We start from the raw sequence: 289 nt of genomic DNA, 5'->3' as shown, positions 1-289 counted from the left end.
GGAGTAACTCCGTCTTGAAGCATATTACGAATCATCTCACTGTTCGCATAATACCCCATATCTACATCCGTTCTTTGAATAAATGTCGTAAGTTGCTCTGTCACAAGATCCATCGTATTTTGAGAATACTGGTCTAAGGAGCGCACTTCCTTCACTTTCTGTAATTGATACATAGCTGTACCTAATATTACGAACAACATAGAAATAAGTACCGAAAATACTACCGCAATTTTTAAACGTAAACTTCTTAACATCTTCCCCCAAGCATCCCCTTCTCGTTGTATTATAA

General features: G+C 37.4%; 1 pseudogene. It reads right to left on the bottom strand.

The annotated features are described in order from the left end of the window. Nucleotides 1-254 (bottom strand): annotated as a pseudogene (locus tag ACSG5Z_RS31570) (methyl-accepting chemotaxis protein); the annotation flags it as partial. Nucleotides 255-289: the final 35 nt, after the last annotated feature.

This window comes from Bacillus pretiosus, assembly GCF_051294775.1.
Taxonomy (GTDB): Bacteria; Bacillota; Bacilli; order Bacillales; family Bacillaceae_G; genus Bacillus_A; species Bacillus_A wiedmannii.
The sequence above is the reverse complement of the archived record's forward strand: the minus strand, read 5'-3'. Positions and strand labels throughout refer to the sequence as shown.